This window comes from Terrabacter aerolatus, from assembly GCF_007991735.1.
Classification (GTDB): Bacteria; Actinomycetota; Actinomycetes; order Actinomycetales; family Dermatophilaceae; genus Terrabacter; species Terrabacter aerolatus.
Map to the genome: position 1 here is coordinate 1 of NZ_BJYX01000060.1, position 781 is coordinate 781.

Annotated in this window: 1 protein-coding gene; it reads left to right on the top strand. The window is 68.9% G+C overall.

Annotated features, from left to right (window positions below):
* The coding region (locus TAE01_RS20385) for an IS481 family transposase (protein ID WP_147068634.1) at positions 1 to 781 on the top strand (781 nt) is incomplete at both ends.

Sequence of the window (781 nt, forward strand, 5' to 3'; positions counted from 1 at the left end):
CTCGAGCCCGCGCCGCACCCCCGCGGCGGTGGAGGCCGCGGTCATCGCGGCCCGACACGAGCACCGGCGCGGGCAGGACTGGCTCGGACCCGAGCTGGGCATGCCAGCGCGCACCGTCAGCAGGGTCCTACGCCGCCACCACACGCCCTACCTGCGGACGCTGGACCCGCTGACCGGTGAGGTGATCCGCTCCAGCAAGACCACTGCGGTCCGCTACGAACGCGACCGCCCCGGCGAGCTGGTCCACGTCGACGTCAAGAAGATCGGGCGCATCCCCGACGGCGGCGGCTGGAAAGCTCACGGCCGCTCGATGGGCTCGACCTCCGCGAAGAAGAAGGCCCGGATCGGCTACGACTACGTGCACTCCATGGTCGATGACCACTCACGCCTGGCCTACAGCGAGATCCTGCCCGACGAGAAAGGCGCCACCTGCGCCGCGTTCATCTTGCGCGCCGCGGAGCACTTCGCCGGCCACGGCATCACCAGCATCGAGCGGGTCATCACCGACAACCACTTCAGCTACCGGCACAGCGCCGACGTCAAGAACGCGATGACCGCCCTCGGAGCCACCCACAAGTTCATCAAGCCGCACTGCCCGTGGCAGAACGGGAAGGTCGAACGGTTCAACCGGACCCTGGCCAGCGAGTGGGCCTACCGACAGGTCTTCACCAGCAACGACGAGCGAGCCGCAGCCCTTGCGCCCTGGCTGCACGACTACAACACTCGACGACGCCACACCGCCCTGCAAGGGCTCCCGCCCGTCAGCCGACTGTCACCAACG